This is a genomic window from Latilactobacillus curvatus JCM 1096 = DSM 20019, assembly GCF_004101845.1.
In the GTDB taxonomy this organism is placed as follows: domain Bacteria; phylum Bacillota; class Bacilli; order Lactobacillales; family Lactobacillaceae; genus Latilactobacillus; species Latilactobacillus curvatus.
Map to the genome: position 1 here is coordinate 968,053 of NZ_CP026116.1, position 23,240 is coordinate 991,292.

At 41.7% G+C, this 23,240-nt stretch carries 17 protein-coding genes; all 17 read right to left on the minus strand.

Annotated features, from left to right (window positions below; translation table 11 throughout):
- Window positions 1-90: 90 nt before the first annotated feature.
- The gene (gene thrS / locus LCU_RS05140) at window positions 91-2,058 is read right to left on the minus strand and encodes a threonine--tRNA ligase (RefSeq protein ID WP_056965999.1); all 1,968 of its coding nucleotides are present in this window, start codon (window positions 2,056-2,058) and stop codon (window positions 91-93) included.
- Between the two features lie 312 nt (window positions 2,059-2,370).
- On the minus strand, window positions 2,371-3,291 hold the full coding sequence (dnaI, locus tag LCU_RS05145; RefSeq protein WP_056965997.1) for a primosomal protein DnaI: 921 nt from the start codon (window positions 3,289-3,291) through the stop codon (window positions 2,371-2,373).
- On the minus strand, window positions 3,291-4,673 hold the full coding sequence (locus LCU_RS05150; protein ID WP_056965995.1) for a replication initiation and membrane attachment family protein: 1,383 nt from the start codon (window positions 4,671-4,673) through the stop codon (window positions 3,291-3,293). The genes dnaI and LCU_RS05150 overlap by 1 nt, the downstream gene beginning before the upstream one ends.
- 17 nt (window positions 4,674-4,690) lie before the next feature.
- Window positions 4,691-5,164, minus strand: a complete 474-nt coding sequence (gene nrdR / locus LCU_RS05155) for a transcriptional regulator NrdR (protein ID WP_039099004.1) — start codon at window positions 5,162-5,164, stop codon at window positions 4,691-4,693.
- A 184-nt stretch (window positions 5,165-5,348) separates the two neighbouring features.
- Window positions 5,349-5,939 carry a dephospho-CoA kinase gene (coaE, locus tag LCU_RS05160; RefSeq protein WP_056965993.1) on the minus strand — a complete coding sequence of 197 codons (591 nt, stop codon included), beginning with the start codon at window positions 5,937-5,939 and terminating at the stop codon, window positions 5,349-5,351.
- Window positions 5,936-6,775 (minus strand): DNA-formamidopyrimidine glycosylase, encoded by an 840-nt coding sequence (gene mutM, locus LCU_RS05165; RefSeq protein ID WP_004265356.1) that lies wholly within the window; start codon window positions 6,773-6,775, stop codon window positions 5,936-5,938. The genes coaE and mutM overlap by 4 nt, the downstream gene beginning before the upstream one ends.
- An 11-nt stretch (window positions 6,776-6,786) precedes the next feature.
- Window positions 6,787-9,447 carry a DNA polymerase I gene (gene polA / locus LCU_RS05170; RefSeq protein ID WP_039099394.1) on the minus strand — a complete coding sequence of 887 codons (2,661 nt, stop codon included), beginning with the start codon at window positions 9,445-9,447 and terminating at the stop codon, window positions 6,787-6,789.
- A 130-nt stretch (window positions 9,448-9,577) separates the two neighbouring features.
- Window positions 9,578-10,069: a transcriptional regulator, SarA/Rot family gene (locus tag LCU_RS05175; RefSeq protein WP_056965991.1), complete on the minus strand. Its 492-nt coding sequence runs from the start codon at window positions 10,067-10,069 to the stop codon at window positions 9,578-9,580.
- A 334-nt stretch (window positions 10,070-10,403) separates the two neighbouring features.
- Window positions 10,404-11,465, minus strand: coding sequence for a 3D domain-containing protein (locus LCU_RS05180; RefSeq protein WP_056965988.1), 1,062 nt, complete (start codon window positions 11,463-11,465; stop codon window positions 10,404-10,406).
- 230 nt (window positions 11,466-11,695) lie between these two features.
- Window positions 11,696-12,169, minus strand: coding sequence for an SsrA-binding protein SmpB (gene smpB / locus LCU_RS05185; protein ID WP_004265281.1), 474 nt, complete (start codon window positions 12,167-12,169; stop codon window positions 11,696-11,698).
- Between the two features lie 8 nt (window positions 12,170-12,177).
- A complete protein-coding gene (gene rnr, locus LCU_RS05190) occupies window positions 12,178-14,532 on the minus strand; it encodes a ribonuclease R (RefSeq protein WP_056965986.1) in 2,355 nt (784 codons plus the stop codon).
- A gap of 15 nt (window positions 14,533-14,547) precedes the next feature.
- Entirely contained in the window at window positions 14,548-15,306 is a 759-nt protein-coding gene (locus tag LCU_RS05195) for an alpha/beta hydrolase (RefSeq protein ID WP_081038307.1), read from the minus strand.
- A gap of 110 nt (window positions 15,307-15,416) precedes the next feature.
- Entirely contained in the window at window positions 15,417-15,653 is a 237-nt protein-coding gene (secG, locus tag LCU_RS05200) for a preprotein translocase subunit SecG (RefSeq protein ID WP_004265318.1), read from the minus strand.
- A 79-nt stretch (window positions 15,654-15,732) separates the two neighbouring features.
- Window positions 15,733-17,307: a ClC family H(+)/Cl(-) exchange transporter gene (locus LCU_RS05205; protein ID WP_056965984.1), complete on the minus strand. Its 1,575-nt coding sequence runs from the start codon at window positions 17,305-17,307 to the stop codon at window positions 15,733-15,735.
- A 191-nt stretch (window positions 17,308-17,498) separates the two neighbouring features.
- Window positions 17,499-19,664, minus strand: coding sequence for a M60 family metallopeptidase (locus tag LCU_RS10085; RefSeq protein WP_244924700.1), 2,166 nt, complete (start codon window positions 19,662-19,664; stop codon window positions 17,499-17,501).
- A gap of 641 nt (window positions 19,665-20,305) precedes the next feature.
- Window positions 20,306-21,055, minus strand: a complete 750-nt coding sequence (locus tag LCU_RS05215) for an alpha/beta fold hydrolase (protein WP_056965982.1) — start codon at window positions 21,053-21,055, stop codon at window positions 20,306-20,308.
- Between the two features lie 478 nt (window positions 21,056-21,533).
- The gene (gene argS, locus LCU_RS05220) at window positions 21,534-23,225 is read right to left on the minus strand and encodes an arginine--tRNA ligase (RefSeq protein WP_056965980.1); all 1,692 of its coding nucleotides are present in this window, start codon (window positions 23,223-23,225) and stop codon (window positions 21,534-21,536) included.
- Between the last annotated feature and the right edge of the window lie 15 nt (window positions 23,226-23,240).

Sequence of the window (23,240 nt, forward strand, 5' to 3'; positions counted from 1 at the left end):
TATTATACCGCTTTTTTAGTTGTGCGCAATTAAAAAAACAAAAAAAAGTCCGAAATGTCAAAATAACATTTCGGACGTTTTAATAACCGCTTATAGGTTGATTGTTTTGTGATCTTTACCATCGCGACTGTAGTTACCAACTTCAGCAACGATTGCATCTACAAACATGTCTGAAGCTTCTTCAGCAGCGTTTTCTTCACCGTATTTACGGACAGAAACCGTTGCGTCAGCAACTTCTTGATCCCCAACAACTAATGTATAAGGAATCTTGCTTGTTTGGGCTTCACGAATCTTATAACCCATCTTTTCATTACGATCATCAATGCGCACACGTAAACCATGTTTGATCATCGCATCTTTGACGTTCTTTGCATAATCATAATGTAATTCATTCTTAACGGGAATAATCACAGCTTGAGTTGGTGCTAACCATGTTGGGAAAGCGCCCTTGTAGATTTCTGTTAAGTAAGCTGTGAAACGTTCCATCGTTGATACTAAACCACGGTGAATCATAACTGGACGGTGCATTTCGCCATCTTCGCCAACATATTGTAATTCAAACCGTTCTGGCAACATGAAGTCTAATTGGATTGTTGAAAGTGTTTCTTCATTGCCCATAGCTGTCTTCGTTTGAACATCCAACTTAGGACCGTAGAAAGCAGCTTCGCCTTCAGCTTCAACGTAATCTAAACCAAGATCATCCATAGCACCTTTTAACATCGTTTGTGCTTTGTTCCACATTTTATCATCAGCATAGTACTTTTCGGTATTAGCAGGATCGCGGTAGCTCAAACGGAATGTATAATCGTTGATATTGAAGTCTGAGTACACTTCAATCATTAATTTCAAAATTGACTTGAATTCATCTTGAATTTGGTCAGGACGAACGAATGTATGTCCATCATTTAAAGTCATTTCACGCACCCGTTGTAACCCTGAAAGCGCACCTGATTTTTCATAGCGGTGCATCATCCCTAGTTCAGCTAACCGAATTGGTAATTCACGATATGAACGTGGGTGGTGTTTGTAAACTTGGATATGTGATGGGCAGTTCATTGGGCGTAATTCAAGCATTTCGCCATCGCCCATATCCATTGGTGGGAACATGTCCTCACGGTAGTGATCCCAGTGACCTGATTGTTTGTACAAATCTAAGTTCGCTAGAATTGGTGTGTAAACATGTTCATAACCATTGGCAACTTCTTTATCAATGATGTACCGTTCGATTGAACGTCGGATGGTAGCACCATTTGGCAACCAATAAGGCAAGCCCGCACCAACCTTAGGATCAACAAAGAATAAGTCTAATTGGTTCCCAATCACACGGTGATCACGTTCTTTAGCTTCTTGACGACGCTGTAAGTCAGCATCTAAGTCAGCTTGTTTGTTGTAAGCTGTTCCGTAAATCCGTTGTAACATCTTATTACTTGATTTACCTTGCCAATAAGCGCCGGCAACCGATAAGAGTTCAAAGACCTTAACGTCGCTCACTTTAGCTAGCATTGGTGCTAACCCAAAATCAGCAAAATCGCCTAATTTGTAAACTAAGACTTGGTCTGTTTCCATTTCATCTAATAATGCTAATTTGTAAGTTTGCCCAGCAAATAGTGTTTTAGCAGCAGCTTTGTCTAAGCTGACACGTTCGATTGCCCCGCCAGCTTGGATTAACTTGCTCATTGCTTTTTTAATGTCTGGTAAGTCGGTCACAGCTACTTGACCAGCTTCGTTTTCGGTATCATAGAAGAAGCCATCTTCAGTTGCATGTACTTCGCCGAATTGCATCTCGGGATAAGCACGGTTCAACGTTGCAGCTAAAACAAAGGCTGCCGTATTCCAAATTGCCATCAAATCGGTTGCTTTGTCGTCTTTAGTGATGATTTCAATTGCCCCATCTTCTAAAATTGGTTGCTGTAAATCAACTAATTCACCGTTCAATTTACCGGCAATTGCCTTTTTAGCTAAGCTTGTACTAATTGATTTAGCAACATCTAAAAGACTTGTTGCTTGTTCAAATGCCTTTTGAGCACCATCTGGAAAAGTTAATTGAATCTCTGCCATTACTATTCACTCCTTCTAATTTGTCATCAACAATAAAAAAAGTCCCTGAGACGCACGAATTGTGCAGCTCAGGGACGAATTAATTTCGCGGTTCCACCCAGATTGAGACCCCAACATTTGGTTCTCCAACTTTAAGCGTCTATAACGGAAACGACCCGATCAGTTGTATTGCCTTTGAAAGTGGTCAATTAAATGGGGGTGAAAAACTTTCAGCTATGTTTTTCTCTCTGCGATGGTTCATTTAAAAGGTGTCTTTCATCATTGATTGATTCTATTAAAACACTTAATTGCTTTTTTAGCAAGCCTAAATTACTAAGGTTGTAAGCGGCGATTTTGACCACCAACTTCAATTTCTTGCGCTAAATAGCGCACACGTTGCATGATGCGGGCCGCTTTAACCGGTTCGTCTCCTTGGTTGCTAGTTGTCAAATGCGTCTCTAATTCAGTCATTGTGAAGTTTGAACTGAAGAAGGTGGCGAGTTGTTCTTGCATTCGATATTGCAAAATAATGCCAAGTACTTCATCCCGAACCCACGCACTCATTGCATCAGCACCGATATCATCAATCATCAGAATCGGTGCTTTTTTTATCACGTTGACCTTTTCTAACACATTGTTTTGCCCAATTGCATTCTTCATCTCCACTGCAAATGTCGGGAAATGAATCAACGTGGTTTCAAACCCGGATAACGCCAGTTCGTTTGCAATCGCACCTAACAAGTAAGTCTTGCCAACCCCGAATTGCCCGCTAAGGTACAAGGCTTGGTGAAAATCATGGGGTGCTTGCCGATAAGCCCCGATAAACGCGGTAGCTTTGATCAATGCGTCAAACCGATTGGTTGGATCGTATGAATCAATCTTGGCCTGTTCAATATCGCGCGGCATATTAATTGACTTCACTCGTGCATGCAAGGCAGCTTGTTCGCGCTCTTGTAATAAACTTACCGTAGGCTCATAACTGACATCGATAAAATGGTTATTTAAGACTAACTTTGGCGCATAACCCGGTGCCAAAGTGGTTTGCCCATTAGCTAACTTCTTCTTTTCGATGACGTATTCGTAAATTTTAGCGGCACTACGCGTGACCGTTTCTTGTGATAAGCGGTCTTTGTTAGCTTGTATAAATGCTTGGACATCGGAATCGTTCAAGGCATCTTCGACCAATTTATTAAACTGTTGGTTTAACTTTTGCCGATTCATGTAATCCGTCAAATCTTTACCCATATTTTCCATTACGATTCCCGCCCCTCACGAATTTTTTTCAACGCCGCTTCTAGTTCATGCTGATGCTCAGGTGTGGTTGTTTCTTTTGGCGCTTGATAATCTGGTTTAGCCCATTTAGGTACTGGTTCTTTTTTAGTTTTATTCTGATAACGCGTTTGGCGATTGTTTTGCACCTTTGCCGTCTGTTTGGTTTGGAAATCGCGAATCTGCAAAATCGCATCCGCTGCCGTCTTAACCCCTTGTTGAGCCCACTGGTTCGCAATCCGATCGACTAGCGCCTGAGTGAGCCCATCATATTGCGTAATGATATAAACGACCAAAATATTGAGCACATCATTGTTAAAGATATAGCGGTTTTGCAAGTCCTTTAACGCCCGGATTTCATTTTTAGCGACAAAGCCGTGGTTCTTTTGTTTCAAGTATTCGAGATAATCAACTGGCAAGTAGCCCTGACTTTCTGTTAGCCACTGCAATTCCTGTTCGTTAAAGCCGGCTTTTTGCCATTCTTTTTGTAACTCGGCTAACGGTTTTTGCGTTGTTGTAGCAGCTGGCGTTTGCCGGTTACTCTGACGTCGTGTGTAATTGTTCAAGACGTTCTGTTCGAGCGCTGCCATATTAATCGTACTGTCAGCAACATTCATCGTCAAGCCAATCAAACGCGCTAAGTCCATCTCATCTAGACCATAGAAATAATGGAGATTAAACAAGCCCTGTTCATTTTTGAGAATTTGATCCGTATCAATCTGGTATTGCGCCGTTGCATCTTGTAATAGGTCCCAATCAAAAGTCCGCAACTCAACCGAGGTAAACTGCGGTGTGCTAGCTGCTTTTTGTTGATACATTGCCTTAGTTTCAGCCACACTGCTTGGCACGTTCGTCAATAAATCGTTTTGCACATGGAAAACGGTCAAGAAATTCTTAGTGACCTCTTGATAATCCTTGGCGTAAACCGGTCGTAGCTTGAAATAGTCACGGAGTTCCACAAACCGTGTTTCGCGGACCGCTTCGAACAATGCCACACTTAACAAATCATCGTTAAAAAAAGCTTGTGGTTGCAATGGCGCATACAGTTCATACACCAACTTGCGGCCAGTTCCCTCATTTTTTTGATACGTCCGCATTAAACCAAGTGCTTCCAATTTGCTGCGGCTGTCATAAAAAGCAGGTAAATCAACACTCAACAGATTTAACAAAGTCGCATGTGTTTGAAAATGTTGTTCCGTTTCTTTCTTGGTTTGACTCCATAACAAAAGATAGAGACTGTAAGCAACAGCCCCCATCAATGGTTGATATAAGTAAGTGACGACTGTTTGATCGAAATCGGTCAAATAGTTAGCTTTTGTCACTGAAAAGCCGTCTTTTGGACTCAAAAAATCAAATGCATCTGACATCGGCTAACCCCTCTTCCTTAATTCGATTTCTTCGTCTTTTCTTTATTCATCATTTCTTGTAATTCACTCATAAAGACATTCATATCCTTGAATTCGCGATAAACACTGGCAAAGCGAATGTAGGCAATCTGATCAATATCTGGTAACAAGCGCATCACGTATTCTCCGACGGCTTGTGAAGAGACTTCGTTTTCACCCAATGAGCGAATCTTATTCTCAACTTCATCAACTACTTCAGTCATTTGCTCCATTGTAACGGGGCGTTTTTCAGCAGCACGAATTAGCCCGCGCAATAATTTATCACGGTTGAATTCTTCGCGCGTTCCGTTTTTCTTGATTACCAACAATGGGGTTTGTTCCACTCGTTCGAACGTTGTAAACCGGAAACGACAATTCTCACACTCACGGCGACGACGAATCACTCGCCCTTCATCCGTGGGACGACTATCAATTACCCGCGAACTATTCTGATGACAATGTGGACATAGCATAATGACACCTTCTTATCTTTTGATTAATTCGTTTCAAATTCAATCCAATTTTAAAACAATTAGTATAACAGTAGTATAACATGCCAGGCAAGCAGGCTAAACAAAAAATGTATCAGTCTCAAGGCATTTCGCCTTTTCCAAACAAAAAAGCGGTCGAACAGAATAATCTGTTCGACCGCTTGTATTACTTGTTATGACACAACTGTTGTAACAACGCCAAAACACGTTGCCGCAACATTGCAGGTGTGCCTTGATTATCAATCACGAAATCCGCTCGCGCTTTTTTGGTCGCCAAATCACTTTGACTATCAATTCGCGCATTTGCCTGTTCTATAGTCAATTGGTTACGCGCCATCAAACGTTGCAATTGTGTTTTACGTTCAACGTAGACAACTGCAACACCATCGCAATATTGCTCGTAGTGTTGTTCATATAACAGTGGCACATCCAACACAACCAGCGGTGCATCTGCTGCTTGCATCTGTTGTTTAATGGCTGTCAAAATAGCGGGCCCAGTAATCGCATTTAACTGAGTCAAAGCCTCTGGGTTACCGAAGACTTGCTGGCCCAACATAGGCCGATCAACTTGACCATTTTTGACAACTGCTTCGCCAAAGGCTGCTTGCAATTGTGCCTGTACCGATTTATTAGTCGCTAATACCTGATGAGCAACTTGATCAGCATCAATCACCGGGATTCCCTGTTCTTTAAACAATGCCGCAACAGTCGACTTCCCACTGGCAATGCCACCCGTTAAACCTAGAAAATACGTCATTGAACCGCTTCTCTCTTAATCTGACACCGCGGACAGAAATGCGTGCCACGCTGTGCTACTTTAATTTTCTCAATCGGAGTCTGGCACCGATCACACGGTTGCCCTTTCTTACCATAGACGTGCAACATATCCTGAAAGGCCCCAGCGTGACCCGCCGCGTTTAAGAACGTATTGACTGTTGTCCCACCGTTATTGGTTGCCAGTTCTAACTCTGTGATGATTTCATCATGCAAACGATCTGTTTCAGCTTTCGTCAATAAATTCGCCGGTGTTTCTGGGTGAATCTGGCTCAACCACAACGTTTCGTCCACATAGATATTCCCAAGACCCGTTACAATTTTTTGATCCAGCAACAGTGGTTTAATCGCTTTTTTATGTTTCTGTAACGCCTGATAGAAGGCGGTTTTCTTAAACGTTGTTGGGGTTGGTTCAACCCCTAAGTCCTTCAATCCAGAAACAGTGTTTTCTTGACCCGTTTCAATTAATAACATTCGGCCAAACTTACGTGAATCAAGATAACGTAACTGTTGTCCATCTGTAAATGTCCAAATCACATGCGTGTGCTTAGTCATTGGTACGGATTGATCATCAACTTCGTATTTGCCTTCCATCCGCAAATGACTCACAACAGTTAAGTTTTGATCGAAACGAATCAATAAATACTTACCGCGTCGATCAACACCGATAATTTGGCGTCCAACAAGACCTTCAACAAAAACATCGTCTGGATTACTGATAATTTTCGACCAGCGAATCTCAATTGCTTGAACCGTCTTACCGACCACTAATTGTTCCAATCCGCGGCGCACATTTTCAACTTCTGGTAATTCTGGCATTGTGTGTCCCCTTATTTCTTAATATCGTACCAAGTTGGTCCAAAGCCACTTTCAACTTTCAGCGGCACCGCTAATGAAACCGCAGAATCCATGACACTTGGTACTAATTTTTCTAACATTGGTATTTCTGATTCTGGTGCTTCAAAAATCAATTCATCATGTACTTGTAAAAGCATCTTGGCTTGTAATCCTGCCTTCTTCAGTTCCGCTTGCATCAAGATCATTGCCATCTTAATAATATCAGCGGCACTCCCTTGAATTGGGGTATTCATTGCCGTGCGTTCTGCAAATGAGCGCAAATTGAAGTTTTTAGCGTGAATATCTGGTAAATAGCGACGCCGATGGAAGAGCGTTTCAACGTAGCCTTCTTCGCGCGCCTTCTTCACGATATCTTGCATGAATTGATGAACACCTGGATACTGTTCAAAATACGCTTCAATAAAGCGTTTAGCTTCAGCCCTTGTGATCCCAATATTTTGTGATAAGCCATAGTCACTAATCCCGTAAACAATCCCGAAATTAGTTGCTTTCGCTTGGCGCCGCATATCTGGTGTCACTTCATCAGCGCTCGATAAGCCAAAAATCTTCATCGCAGTATTCGCATGGATATCGCGGTCTTCCTTGAATGCCTCTTGCATATTGGCATCCCCCGAAATGTGGGCTAAAACTCGTAATTCAATTTGGGAGTAATCAGAAGCAAACATCTGCCAACCCGGTTGACTTGGGACAAACGCTTGGCGAATCTTACGGCCTTCCGCTAGACGGACTGGAATATTTTGTAAGTTGGGATCAACCGATGACAAGCGACCAGTCTGCGTTAAGGTTTGCAAGTAACGCGTATGCACCTTATTATCTTGATGAATTGACTTCAATAATCCTTCGACATACGTTGACTGAATCTTAGCGATTTGGCGATAATCCAAGATGGTTTGGACAATTGGTGCGTCTTTTTTAAGTTGTTCCAAGACATCCACCGCCGTTGAATAGCCGGTCTTGGTCTTCTTAATCACTGGTAACCCCATCTTTTCGAATAGAATGACGCCCAGTTGCTTAGGCGAATTGATGTTAAACGTTTCGCCAGCTTCCGCATAAATCTTTTCTTCCAAAATCTTCAGCGTTTGACTGAACTCGCCCCCCATTTGTTGTAGGCGACTTGCATCAACTCGAATCCCGGTGATTTCCATATCCGCTAAAACTAGCGCTAATGGCAATTCCATATCCGTGAATAAATCGAATTGTTGATGTTTTTTTAATTGTTCTGTCAATTGTGGTGCTAATTTGTAAATAGCTGCTGCTTTTTGAATCAGATGTTGATAAAGCACGGTTGGATCGACAGGGACTGCACGTTTAGCCCCCTTGCCATAAACAGCTTCATCTGTTTGGACATTTTGATACTGATGTAAATTTGCAACCGTTCCAAGATCATTACTGTTATTCGTTGTATTCAACAAATAAGACGCTAATAGTAAGTCAAATTGAACCCCCGCTAAGTGAATCCCTAAGCGATTCACCGCAACCTGATTGCGTTTCACGTCAAAAACTGCTTTCGGACGTTTAGCATCTTCTAACCACGTTTTTAAAACCGATTCTGTCAAGAGTGTTACGTCGTCGCTGACATACCAGTGGTCTGGTCGGCCAATGTAAAAGCCAATCAAGTCTGCTGTATGGTAATTGTCGGTTAACATTTCGATGCCAAACGCAACGTTTTCAGTGGTTGTCACGACATCGGCGATGTTATCAAGGGTTAATACTGTAAATTGATAGTCTTCAGTAGCCGTGGGTTCAACTGGTGCAACATCTAATTGATTTAGAAACGACTTGAAGTTCATTTCTTGGTAAAAAGCAACCAAAGCTGCCATATCAGGTCCGTTGTACACCACATCGTCTAAGCCAATCGTAATTGGCGCGTCACGTTTAATGGTTGCCAGTGTCTTACTCGTGAAAGCTAGGTCGCGATCTTCAATCAAATGTTCTTTCAATTTACTCTTTTTCATTTCATCGACATGTTCATAGACACCTTCAATGTTTCCAAATTCCGTAATCAATTTAAGCGCAGTCTTTTCCCCGACCTTTGTCACCCCGGGATAATTATCAGAGGTATCGCCCATCAATCCTTTTAAATCGATAATTTGGCTTGGTTCTAAACCGAGTTTTTCTTGAACGTGTTCAGGGGTATACGCTTCAATTTCATTGACCCCTTTAACAGTGATGTTAACGGTTGTCTGACTAGTCGTCAATTGAGTTAAATCGCGATCACCAGTGACGATATCGACCGTGAAACCATCAGCTTCTGCTTGTTTAGCAAGTGTACCAATGATATCGTCCGCTTCGAAATTAGCGAGTTCATAAGACTGAATACCATATGCTGTTAAGAGTTCTCTAATATAAGGAAATTGTTCCGTTAATTCAGGTGGCGTTTTTGAACGGCCCCCTTTGTAGTCGGCAAATTGTTCGGTTCTAAAAGTGGTTTTGCCCGCATCAAAAGCAACTAACACGTGTGTTGGTTCAATCTTTTTCAGAATAATATCCAACATATTCTTGAAAGCATAAATCGCATTAGTGTGCAGTCCTGCCTGATTGGTGAAATGGTCTAAAGCTTGGTGCATTGCAAAAAAAGCACGAAATGCAACACTATTGCCGTCGACTAATAATAATTTTTTTTGAGAACCCATGTTGTTCCTCCTACATTCGTAAAGTGACTAGCTCTATTCTAACAAAGAAAGTGACGCGCGTCATTATGCGCGACCGTTGCTAATCGCACAAAAAAAGGCCGCAACAAATGGTTGCGGCCTTTTTTAACGTTTATTTTGCTTCTGGGCGATCCATGTTCATTGATGCCATGCGACCAAAGATTTTTTTGCTTTGGTCGATTGTTGCGCCAACAGTATCTTGGCCGATTTCATTTTGTAAATCTTTGTACAAGTCTACGTAATAGAACAAGAGATGACGATAAACTTCCAAACCCTTTTCCGTCAAATGAACACGACGAATGCGTTGGTCATTTTCATCAGATTGTTCTGCGATAAAAGCCATCTTACGTAATGAACGACATTGACGTGAAATCGCTGAACGACTCACTTGCATCTTATCTGCCAATGCACTGTTAGTTGTTTCATTATTCGCATTTTGAATCTCGTGCATCACTAAAAATTGGTCGAAAGATAAACCGTATTTTTGGCTTTCACGACTCATTGATTCGCTAAGGTTGTTAATCAACCACCGGTATAAACCTGCGAATTCCATAAAATCTGCTGATGTGCTACCGAGTAAATCGGTGTTATTACTCGTATCCATTTCTATTCCTCCTACATGCTGAAACTTTCAGTATCAATAGTTAACCATCGATAAGTTTCATACTCACACTATTCAGTACTTCAATTCTTCCGTGTTCTAAGATAGCCGATCTAAATAATACTTAGTCAGCTAATCTTAACCGTACTTCGATTTAAAGCAATATAAATAGTCTATAGTATTAAATTATATATTTCAACTAACTTTCACTAATAATCATCAACAACGTTCATTATGAGTTGCCCTGACAACCTTTATTAAATATAATTTATTATTTATTTTACCAAAACAATCCACGAAGTAAAAAATACAGCCTCAAAAAAGGCTGTATTTAAAATTACTTAATAATTGTGATTGTAATATGACGACGCCCCCAACTCTTACATGCCGCAACAGTTGGAAAATGAACATCAATAATGTGACCTTTAATCGCGCTACCCATGTCACCAGCAATTGCATACCCGTAACCAGGTACCAAAACAAGTGAGCCTAATGGAATGACACTAGGATCAACGGCGATACAATTTGGGTTTTTAGTTAAATCAATTCCAGTTGCACCAAAATGGCTCAAACCAGGTTCGGCAGTTGAATAAGCCGTTGCTTGCACTTGAATCGCTTGTCCGGCCTTGCCATCAGCAGCGCTTGCTAAATCGGCTTGCTGGGCATTTGTGTCCACAACTGGTGCAATTGGCGCTTGTGTTGCTTCGTCGGCCGCTTTTTTAGCTGCTTCAGCCGCTTTGGCTTCAGCTTCTTCACGTGCTTGTTCTTCTGCTTTTTCTTTAGCAATTTTTGCAAGATCCGCTTGGCTTTGACTTAAATTATTCTTTAAGCCAGCCACTTGTTGTTCCAGTTCGACAGATTGTTGATCCAAACTGCTTCGTTGTTCATCAAGTTCTGTCTTGCTAGCTTGTAACTTATCTTGAATGGCTTGTGTATCACGGTAACTCTGTGCTAATTCATCCATATTATGGTTGTCAGCACTTTGAAGAACCGTCAATGTGTAAGCCCGGTTGAAGAAATCACTCAAAGAATCAGCTGACAATAGTGCGTTGACAACGTTGCGGTCATCGGCTGTTCGTTGAAGTGATTGCAAGCGTTCCTTAGCATAGCTTTTACGTTTTGCTAAAGTGGCTTGTTGCTTTTTCAAAAGCGTTTGTGCTTGTTCGATATTTTTTTCGTTATCCTTAATCTTTTCCTTTAAGGCATTAATTTCTTGATACTTCGCATTCACGCTCGTTAAAGTGGCTTGAATCTTCGAATTTGTATCATCAATACTTTTTTGGGTACTGCTTTCTTGGGCTTGTAATTCGCTCAAACTGGCAGCACTAACAGATGTGCCCATCGTAACCATTGCAACTAAACAGGTAACAACAGCTAACGCTAGTTTTCTAAATCGCATCTTGTTAAACTCCTCCATTCATAACTCAGACTTGATTATACGCAACAATCCCCGCAAGAAGATTGCAGATTAATGACGTTATATTACAGTTTGAAGACATTTATAATTTTTGTGTAATAAAAACCCACTTGTAACCGCCGACAAACCAAATACTTCCAATAGAAAAAGCTACCACAAAAGTAAATTTTGTGATAGCTTTTTGACTTTATACTTAGATTTTAATTAAAGGACTAACCTTTAATCCGAACCGCGCGGGCCATTTCACGATCTTGTTCTTTTCGTTTCAGTGTTTCGCGCTTATCGTATTCCCGTTTCCCTTCACCAACGCCGATTAAAACTTTGGCAAAGCCGTGTTTCAAATAAACCCGTAACGGCACAATCGTAATCCCCTTATTCTTCGTTAAAGCACCAATCTTGGTAATTTCCTTCTTGTGCAACAATAGCTTCCGGTTGCGCAATGGGTCATGATTAAACTGATTGCCTTGTTCATAAGGGCTGATATGGACATTTTCGAGATAGGCTTCTCCTTTACGGACGCGGGCGAACCCATCACGTAAGTTGATTTTGCCCTTACGGACCGATTTAATCTCGGTACCAGTGAGCACTAAGCCTGCTTCGAATGTTTCCAAAATATTATAATCGTGACCAGCTTTTTTATTCTGTGCAATTAAATTTGCTGGTTTTTGAGGATGTTTCTTTGCCATTCAATCACCTACTTTTTAAAAGTACGTTTTTGTGAGTCCTTGTTCGCAGCTGGGCGTCTTGGATGATTGTTTTTCTTTTGATCACCACGACGTTGACCGCCTTTTTCATGATCACGTGGGCGTGCTGGACGCTTTGGTCGTGCTTCAATCTTGCTTAAGATTTCAGCCGAAGCCAATGGCACTTCTTCACCGGCTAATAATTCAAAGTCCACTGAGTGGGCATCTAAATCAACATTCGCGACCTTGACCCGTACTGGTTGGCCAATGCGGAACATCTTATGCGTTCTTTCACCGACAAGGGCTAATTGGCTTTCAACAAAGCTATAGTAGTCATCTTTCATCTGTGAGATGTGGACGAGGCCTTCAACCGTGCTTGGTAATGCGATAAACATCCCAAAGCTGGTAACAGAACTAATCACAGCGTCGTATTCATTACCGACCTTATCAAGCATGTATTCAGCCTTCTTAAGATCAACGACTTCCCGTTCAGTATCGATTGAGCGACGTTCTTCAAGGGATGTTTGTTCTGCGATTGGTTGTAACTTAGGTGCCCATTTTTCTTTTTCTTCAATCGTCATCCCATTTGTGGCATAACTATGAATCAAACGATGAACCATCAAATCAGGGTAACGACGGATTGGAGACGTGAAATGCGTGTAGAATTCCGCACCCAAACCAAAGTGACCAAGGGATTCATCAGAATAATGTGCTTGTTGCATACTTCTTAATAACATCGTTGTAATAATCGGTTGTTCAGGTTGACCTTCAATTTGCGTCAAGACTTCTTGGAGCATCATTGGCGTCACTTTCTTACTTGAACCGTGTGCTTGAATCCCATAAGCCGTGATAAATTCAAAGAAATTCTTCATCTTATCAGCATCTGGTGTTTCATGAATCCGGTATAAGAAAGGTGCATTAGCAGTACTGTAATGTTCTGCAACCGTTTCATTAGCAGCCAACATAAATGATTCAATCATGCGTTCTGAAAGACCGCGTTGGCGTAATTCGATGTCGATGGCCTTGCCATTTTCATCAACGATAATCTTAGCTTCGTCTTCTTCGAAATCAATTGCACCACGGTTATGACGCTTCTTCAAGAGAATTTCATGTAATTCTGACATCGTTTCAAACATTGGCACGAGCCGTTCGTATTGCGCCCGTAAGTCAGCATCTTGATCTGTTAAGATCTTATTGACGTTTTTGTATGTCATCCGCGCTGTTGACTTAATCACACTTGGGAAAATCTTGTGATCCACTACCACGCCGTGTTCATTGATTTCCATTTCACACGTTAAAGCAAGGCGTTCAACGTCTGGATTTAATGAGCAAATCCCGTTTGATAAGCGGAATGGCAACATTGGAATCACGCGATCAGTTAAATAAGTACTAGTCCCACGTTCTAAGGCTTCAACGTCTAATGGTGAACCTTCAGTGACGTAGTAACTCACGTCAGCAATGTGGACCCCTAAGTAGTAGTTGCCGTTTGCCAACTTTTTAACGTTAACTGCATCATCAAAATCTTTAGAATCGTCGCCGTCAATTGTCACAACGTCTTGATCCGTTAAATCTTTACGACCTAGTTTATCAGATTCTAAAACCGTATCTGGAATCACTTCTGATTGAAGCCGAACTTCTTCTGGGAAGTCCGTCTTAATATCATGTTGATACACGATTGATAAAACGTCAACGCCGGGATCATTCTTGTTACCAAGTACTTGTTTGGCAATCCCCAGCATTTGACCTGGCGCCTCAACACTTGGGTAACCGGTAACGTCAACTTGGACCATGTCACCCTTTTGTGGATGTAACCCATTATCCGTTAAATAAATTCGGTAATTACTTAATTTTTTGGCATGACTTTGGATGTATCCAATCCAGCCTGTTTTTTCTTTTTGGATATCTGAATAAGGCATGAATTCGCCGACGATTTCTTCAATCCCCCGCGTAATCACTTTCGCCACTTTTCCTTCAGGACCGCGACGGCTGTTTTCTTCGGCTTCTTTAATGATGGCCACTTCAACCGTGTCACCATTCATCGCAAAATTCGTATTGGGTGGGGCGATAAAGATATCTGGATCATTAGGTTCCTTATCAACGATTGAAACGAAGCCAAAGCCACGATCGTTAGCATGGAAGACCCCTTCAACAAGGCGGTTGCTGGCTGGTAATCTGAACTTACCGGCATCGTCCATATTCAATGTCTTATCCCCTTCTAATTCTGCTAATACTTTCACTAGGTCTTTGAACCCTTGTGAACCGGCAACGCCGATTCGTTCACTAATTTCGGATACGTTTAATTGTTGCGTTGCATCTGCTTCAAAAATTGCAAGAATCGCTGCTTTCATCTGTTCAACTTGTGTCACATCAACACCTCTTTCTCATTTCTTAAAACGGTTTATAAATTCTAGGACATCTGTTTCTAATTGGTGATGCGCACTATCGACCGTAATGACGTGGCCGGCTTGTGGATACCAATGATAATCAACTGTTATGTTTTGTTGCGTTAATTGCTGGTGTAAGACTTGGGCTTGTGTTGGATCAATAACTTGATCTTGTCCGCCTTGGCCGATGAAGACCGGTTTATCTCCGATTTGCTTCAAGTCAGCCACAACTTGTCGACTGAAAATATCAATTGATGCAAGTTGTTGTGGTAATTGCTGATTAATAGTCGCCAAACGTGCTGTCTGTTGCGCAGCTGGGACGCCCATTAACTGCATGATTCGATTAGCATATTGGCCAAAGAGCGGCGTCAATTTAGCAGTCGGTCCTTCGAGTACTGGCGCACTAAAAATCCCACCACCACAAACTTGTGGTAGTTCTTCTAATGCCCGCATGGCAAACAATCCGCCTAATGACAATCCGAAAACAAATAACGGTTGTTTGTTAGCCGCGGATAACTGCTCAATCGCAGCCACCGTATCGGCCCACCATGCATCGACAGAACCGCGCGTTAAAACCTCGGTTGGATCAGCCGTTGCATGCCCTGCAAACTGTGGTGCACTAACCGCCAGCTGATTTTTCTCCAAAAAGCGGCCCATCATACGGACATCATTCGCACTACCTGTATAAGCATGTAACAACACAACCCCGACTGAACCACCGTCAAAATAAAACGGTTGCGGCAACCGATAAGACATGCGCTCACCCCCAAAGTCCTTACTGCTTGAATTCATTTAAAAAGGTCTCCTGCCATTCAACAGGAGACCGCATCAACGTTCTTATTAGAATTCGACCCGTCTCACATGTATTAGTGTGATGATAAGTACACTAAAGCTAATGCAAAGACGAAGAATAAAGCCCCTAAAACAACGGTTACTTTCTGCATGAAAGCTTCGAAACCACGGGCCTTTTGCTTGCCAAATAAATCACCAGAACCACCTGATAACGCACTCAAAGCATCCTGTTGTTTACTTGGTTGCATCATGACTGCAATCACAATCAAGATTGAATCGATTAATAATAAGTTCAGGATAAGATTTTCCAACCTAATTCCCTACCTTTCTATCTACACTGTCTTTTAATACTTTAGCATAAAAAGTAGTTAATCACCACTTTTTTATCGATTATTTCACGAGATTCTCATCCGTATTTCGCAAGGCTTGGGCAGCGTCTTCAATTTGCCGCCGCACCGTCGCCCGTAGCTGATGATCCGTTAACACAATCAACGTGTCACCAGCACGGATCAACGTATCACCATGCGGAATCAGTTCGGATTCGCCACGAACAATCGCGATTAACAAACATGTCTTTGGCCAGTCCACTTCACGGACTTGGCGATCCTCTAACGGTGCGCCCGCAAACACTGGTACCTCCAAGCGATCAGAGAATGTTGCTAACTTACGATGTGGTTTGCCAAGTGCGCGTTGCAATAATGATGCGTAAATTGGCGCGCCCCCCATTAAGTCAACGACGATGTAGGCCACCAACGATAAAATTGCTAATGGCATCAAGTGCACGAGCGAACCTACCATCTCGGTCACTAGTAGAATGGCCGTAAATGGCGCCTTCCCGATTCCGGCAAAGTAACCACCCATCGCAAAAATAATTAAGTTGGGAACATAAACTGGTGCTAACCAACCAAGTTGAACCATTATGAGTCCATAAAGGGCACCGATTAAAGCTCCTAGTGATAAAATCGGTAGAAAAATCCCACCAGGTAATCCTGAACCGTATGAAATCATTGAAAAAACAAACCGTAATAGGAATAGACCGGCCACCACACTGGTTGTCGGTAAATTTTGTCCAAGGTGTGCAATCAATCCATTGCCACCACCCAAAATTTCGGGCCAGAAATAACCAATCGGCAAAACACATAATAATGGCACTAATCCGGTATACGCTTTTGGCAGCGGGAGCTTCGCATAAAGTTGTGGTAACCACAATAATACCTTCTGATAAACGTATCCCAACAGTCCTAATACGACACCAAGTATCAACAAATGCCAATACTGATTAATTGGCAAACTTTGGGAGTACGTAATATGTAATGTCGGTGTCAAACCAAAAAAATTTAATGAAATGAAGTTCGCTGCAATTGCGCTAGCAAGCGACGTCACCCAAACTAACGGTGAAAAGTTATGGTAGATTTCTTCTAGTACGAAAAAGGTCCCGGCAATTGGTGCATTAAACGCAGCCGATAAGCCCGCGGCAGCCCCACTAGCGATTAAAATCCGACGATCAGCACCGCGATTTAACAACTTAGCGGCGACCCCCTGTCCAACGGCAGCCCCCAGCTGAATCGATGGGCCTTCTCGTCCCAAGAATAAGCCAGGTGCAATACTTAAAATGCCCCCAACAAATTTACGCCACAGGATTGACCACCAATTGAAATCAAACTCACCTTCCAATTGTCCTTCAACTTGTGGAATCCCCGAACCACTTATATTCGGTTCCTTTTTTAATAATTGTGCCACAAGCAGGCCGATCAATAAATTGGCACCAACCAATGGCACCCAATACCACGGGTGTGCATTTAACCCTTGATAGATAGTGATAACAAAGGCCAGTCCTTTTTCAATCGCTAAGCGAAATAAACTGACCACCAATCCAGTGAACGCCCCAACTAATAACCCTTTGCCCACAAAGCGAAACCGTGTCTTATTAAACTGACTAGCACGTCTAAGTCGTCCATTTTCCACGTTTGCCTAACCTCCATCTGATAATGCTTTATATACAGACTACCACGGAAATGGGGATTATCAAATGTTGAAACCAAATAAAAAGGCGAGCACTATTGCTCAGCCTTTCATTGATAGATATCAATTTTGTATTTCAATTTAATTTCATAAAAAAGCCTTTAGATTAGTTTATCTGGTTTCGCTATAACCCATCAATCAGCTACCAACGTTTTAACTTGATAGGTACCGCTATTGTGCATAACGTTTACCCGATACGTTTTACCCGAAACTGTTAAACGCATTGGTGTAAAGACATTGCCGCTTAATTCTCCCTCAAAGGCCTGGCCAAACACTATTGTCCCTATGCTGTGGTCTTCTTCCATGACAAGAATCGTATATTTTTTAAATAGGTCATTTGCAAAAGTCACCATCATTTTGGCATCTTTAAGCGTTACATCCGCAATAAGCGCATTCAAGAATAACTGTTGTGCCTCCTTCATTTTTTTCGCTAGCGCTTCTTTGCTGTCTTGTGGTAACTGATTTACTTGCTGCCATGCTCGATCTAACACTTCTTGCGTCACATTTGGTTTCAACTTACCGTCCTGTTCAAATAAATCCGATACTAACTTTCTAGCAACAAGCACCTCTTGGCTAATCACTTTCACTAGATAAGTGCCATGCGGTAAAGTCACCGCTATCGAGATCGCAGTGGCATCTTTTTGGTTTGGAATAATCAATTGATTTCCTTCAACACGACCAACATTCGGCTTACCATTCGTTACTTGAGCAATCGTATGTGTATCTGCTTGAACTTTTAAATCGTCATATTCCTTAAGTTTTCCATCAGCAAATGTCACCACAAGTTCTGATTCTGAATTCAGTTCAATTTCACCAACTAATACGTCTAAATATCTTTGTTGGAGCTTTTTAACCATCTCCATTAATTCTTCTTTATCAGTATTAGGTTGTAGTGCATCAACCTGTCGGCGTAGATTGTTTAATTTATCTTGCGTTAGAATCGTCTCGATTGGTTTTGTTGTGTTTAAATAGTTTTCCAATTGTTCCCTAAGCGAAGTCCCACTGATCGATTGATTAAACCGATTATAAGTCCCATTGGCATTTTGTTGTTCAATGATAATCATATCGGTTACATCAAGTGGTTCATCAATCTGCCAAATATCATTAATAACTATCCCATTAGCTGGTTTCTTATCAGCCAACTCCGCGATCACCTTGCCATTTTTCTTAACAATTAATTTCTGATCCTTAAAGATATTAATTTGATAGTTTGTTAAGTCAACTTTAATCCCTTGTTTACTGAGCGACACAGCCTTCATTAAGCTCATTGGCAATTGTTTTTTAGTTTGATTGTCATTTAACCAAATTGGGTCAGCCAACGTTGTGTAGTTGCTGATTTTCTTCTGTACTTCTTCAGAAACTTTAAATCCCCATTGTTCATAATAAGGGAGCATATTATAGCCCGTTACTTCAGAGACATGTAACAAAAAATGCTGCATTCGATCTTCATTTGAATCATAGGCTAACTGATTTTCGCGATAATACTGATGTAAGATCGGGTAGAAATCATCGCCAAATGTGTTTGCTAGTTGGGCAAACATTGTCATTTTGACAAAGTCCCCTTGTTGATTGAAGTTTTTATGATCAGAATTTAGATAGGCGTACATTTCTGGATAATACTTATCTAAATCAGGCATCGCACCCGTCATTTCTTTTTGCGCTGCTAACGAATAAATATTAACACTCGATTCGACAACTTCTCTCCATGTCCATGGTTTTTGTTGTCTCTGATGACCACTTTCATGCCAGATTTCCCAAGGATCCTGAAGTTCTAATAAACTTTTCATAGCTGCATCGTCTTTAAAACCCATGTATTCGTTTGTCGCATACATATAATACGATGGCGATTCTAAGAAATGTTGTAAATGGCGATCTGAAAAGTTAACCGGCCGACCTTCATTACTGATCCCTGAAACTCGATCTTGAGCGACCAGGAATCGGTCATAATTAGCCATTAACGCTTTGGGATCCCCCAAATATTTCTTTGCCATCTCATAACTCACAGTAATTAAAGCACGATCACTAACAAGTTGAACATCTTTTGCGTCTGTCATTTCAGTCATTTGTTTCTTAAAATCTTCGACACTCGTCTTGTTTGCATCAAAGAACGGCATTTCACCACTGGCGTCAAAGATTGACACCCTAGTACCGCCTGAATCATTTGGATTCGTCACATAAATAGGGCCATCATTTTCAACTGTAATAGTCGTCACCCCATTTACGAGCGGATATCGTTTCTGAACATCTCGCTCAGGCGAGCCAATCGTCAGCGACATCAAGTCTTGACCCGTTTTGCTCACCGTCAGCACGTCCCCTTTTTTGGCGTATAATCCGGAAGGCTCTAAGCTTGAATAACTCAAGGCCCTTTGTTGCCGAGCCAATTCTTTATTAACATCACCGCGGCCAATATACAGTTTTGAATATGGCGCCTTTTCTGAACGTGTTACACCCTTCTGGTGCCTCACCTTAGGTTGGAGGCTATCATCAAGCACCTCACTTTGCTTACTTTGGTAATTAGAACTGGTCGTAGCCCTTGCTTCTTGTAAAATACTCATGCAACTGGTCGTTAAAATGCCGAACGCTAAAATACCTACTACTTTTTTGATAGTCTCATCTCCTAAAAAATTATTTTTGGAACACATTTAACTTAACACGCTTCATCAACTCCGTCTATAATAAACAGATAATGGTTTCCATAAATATTAGCGACACATAAAATCCATATTACTGCGATAAACAATTAGACCGATAAGCATACAACACGTATTATACAAATAATAAAAAGCATTCTTCCCGCTATACCAAACCAATGAAAAAGTCGTCTAAATTCGTATTTTAATCCCCATTATAAATCATTATTTTTTTAATATTCCAAGAAATAAAACACGTCAAAAAGGCCAACGCTAAGAATTTAACGTTGGCTTTTTAAAAATGATTTATTTTATAGTTGCGTATTAAAAAAATCTGTAATTATGTTCATCAGCGCTGGCTTCACCAGATGGCGTTCACCATTTGCTGTTAAAAATGTCACGTTTTTGGCATAAGTTTGACCTTTAATCTGCTGTTCAAAAGCTGCTACTTGTTCATAGGGAATTCGTTCATCTGCTGTCCCATGCCAGAATAAAACAGGCCGTTGAGCAATTGCCTGCGGCTGTTCAGTTAAATCGTAGGCCGTTAACCAACTTGTCAATAACCCTAGATCGTCAGGTTGTGCTAACTGATGCGCACGGATATTTTCACGAACTAAGCGCGCATAGGCTAGCGGTGCCGGCGAGCCCATGATACAAGCCGCCACTTTAATTTCTGGATGCTTGGTTAAGAGTGCCGCCGTTGTCATCCCACCCATGGAAACACCCCCGACGCCGATGCGGTCAGCTTGAATTAAATTAAGTTGGTGCCAGTAATCAACAATCAAACTGAATTCGGCAAGGTTGGTTTGAATACTTTGCCAAAAAGTCCATGACGGAATCTCTGAAACAGGTTGCAGCCGTTCACCATGATTCAGTGCATCCGGTAATACCACGCGCATCCCAGCTTCAGCCAGTTTACGCGCTTGCGTTAAAACCAATTCTTTTGCTGACCGCCAGCCATGATAGTAAATCACGAGTGGTAATGGCTGATGACGTTGTTCGTCAGCGACCACTTCCAAAACCGGAATCCCTTTAATCTGGCGTTTTAAGACTAATACCATTAGTGAACCCTCCCCCACTATTTCAAGATTACTATAACGGAAGTTGGCGGGGTTGTCATCGAATTAGAATTTTTCGAAAAATAAAAAAGCCACCAGATTGATTTAATCGGGTGGCTTAAATGTGCTCCAGGCATATTCCTGCGCTTAACCAAATTTATCAAATCGACGATGACATCGTCAATTCGCCAAATCCAGTTAATGCTCAAATATAACCGCCTGCTTGCACACTCTGATCTGAAACGTGCTTTTTGAAACTGACCTTTCCGGTTAACCTAAAAATAGCGGTTATGGCTAAAACCCGCCATAATCGCTATTTTTTTGTTAATCCTCAAGGTCAAACCGTTTCAAACGCACTCTGTTTTTAAACATGCTTTTTAAAGCTGACTCTTGTGCTTTGCTACATATCGCAAACAATCGACTGCGTCGCTTATTCACGATATTAGGCAAATGCTCAGAGTCAAACCGCTTTAAACGCACTCTACATTGCTTTTGGTGCTTGTACGCCTAATAAGTCTAGTGAGGCTTCTAGGACTGTGCTGACACTCTTCACTAATGAAAGACGCGCATTTTTTTGATCGTCGTCTGCCAAAATTTTTGAGTTTGCGTAATACTTGTTGAAGGCTTTTGCCAAGCGTAATGCGTATTTGGCAATCACTGATGGTTCGTATTCTTGGCTGGCTTTGACAATCACATCTGGGAAGTTGCCGAGCATCTTCAAGACATCCCAAGCGTTGGCATCTGAAACGACTAAGTCAGCGTCCATTGCGACTTCTTGGTTGGCCTTGCGCAAGATACTTTGGGCACGGGCATTTGTGTATTGCACGTATGGACCTGTCTCACCTTCGAAACGCACAACTTCTTCTAAGTCAAAGTCAAAATTATCTAAACGATCATTCTTCAAATCATGGAAAATAACCGCACCGATGCCGACTTGTTTTGCAACTTCTTCTTTGTTTGGTAAATCAGGGTTTTTGGTTTCAATTTGTTGTTGTGCTAGGTTAACGGCGTCATTTAAAACTTCTTCCAATAAGATCACACGACCGCTACGCGTTGATAATTTCTTACCACCTTGAGTAATTAAGCCGAATGGAATATGGTGAATTTCGTCCGACCAATCGTTGCCCATTTCTTTTAAAACGGCCTTCATTTGGTTGAAATGTTCCCGTTGTTCGCCACCAACAACGTACAATGATTGCACGAAGTCGTATGTGTCATGCCGATACATCGCAGCGGCTAAATCACGTGTCATGTAGAGTGTTGCGCCGTCTGATTTTTTAATCAAGGCTGGGTTCAAGTTGTAAGCTGTTAAGTCGACGATTTCAGCACCGCGACTTTCTTGTAAGAGCCCTTTTGCTTCAAGTGCGTTGACCACACCGTCCATCTTGTCGTTATAGAAGGCTTCACCATTAAATGAGTCGAATTCGACCCCTAACATCGTATAGATCTTTTGGAATTCCTTTAATGATTCAGTTCTAAACCATGACCATAACTTCGTTGCTTCTTCATCCCCGGCTTCAAGCTTACGGAACCATGCCCGTGCTTCATCGTCTAATTCTGGATGTTCAACGTCTTCTTGATGGAACTTAACGTAATATTTCAAAAGGTTCGTGATTGGGTCTTCTTTAACTTCTTCTTCACTCCCCCATTTTTTATAAGCTACGATTAATTTACCGAATTGAGTACCCCAGTCACCCAAGTGATTGATTTTAATTGGGTTGAAGCCCACTTTTGTCAAAATCTTGGCGATTGAGTTCCCAATCACTGTTGACCGTAAATGGCCCATTGAGATGGGTTTAGCGATGTTGGGTGATGACATGTCGATTGGCACGTTGCCCCCTTTACCGAGGTCACTTTGGCCGTAATTAGCGGCTTGCGTTAAGACGGTTTTGAGGATTTGGTCGCTAAACGTAGCCTTATCCAAGAAGAAGTTGATGTATGGCCCGTTGGCAATCACTTTTTCAAAGCCGGCTTGATCCATTTCTGCGACTAAGTCTTGGGCGATTTGTTGGGGTGCTTTCCGTAATGTTTTCGCTAAGATAAACGTTGGAAAAGCATAGTCCCCTAAGTCTGATGTTTTTGGTGTTTCAATGAGTTGTGCTACTTTATCTGCTGGTAAACTGTCCCCTAAAACGCCCATTAAGGCAGTGGTGACTTGTTGTTTAAAATCCATGTTGATAGCCTCCTA